The 216-nt window shown below is 36.6% G+C and carries 1 rRNA gene; it reads right to left on the bottom strand.

Going from position 1 to position 216, the window contains the following annotated elements:
- Positions 1–8: 8 nt before the first annotated feature.
- Positions 9–123, bottom strand: a 5S ribosomal RNA gene (gene rrf / locus H5117_RS20535).
- Positions 124–216 lie beyond the last annotated feature (93 nt).

Raw genomic sequence — 216 nt, 5'->3', positions numbered from 1 at the left:
AATTTGAAGCCTGGTAATGTCCTACTTTCACATAGCAAATGCTACACTATCATCGGCGCTGTTTCGTTTCACTACTGAGTTCGGCATGGAATCAGGTGGGTCCAAAACGCTATTGTCACCAAGCAAATTTGGGCGTTAATTCGTATATCTACGCATTAACTGAATTTGGAAAATATCTGATAATATTTTTTAAGTCTTTCTAAGTAATTTCTACTT

Source organism: Pseudoalteromonas sp. SG45-1, from assembly GCF_014164135.1.
Lineage (GTDB): Bacteria > Pseudomonadota > Gammaproteobacteria > Enterobacterales > Alteromonadaceae > Pseudoalteromonas > Pseudoalteromonas distincta.
This window is presented reverse-complemented; position numbering and strand designations above follow the sequence as displayed.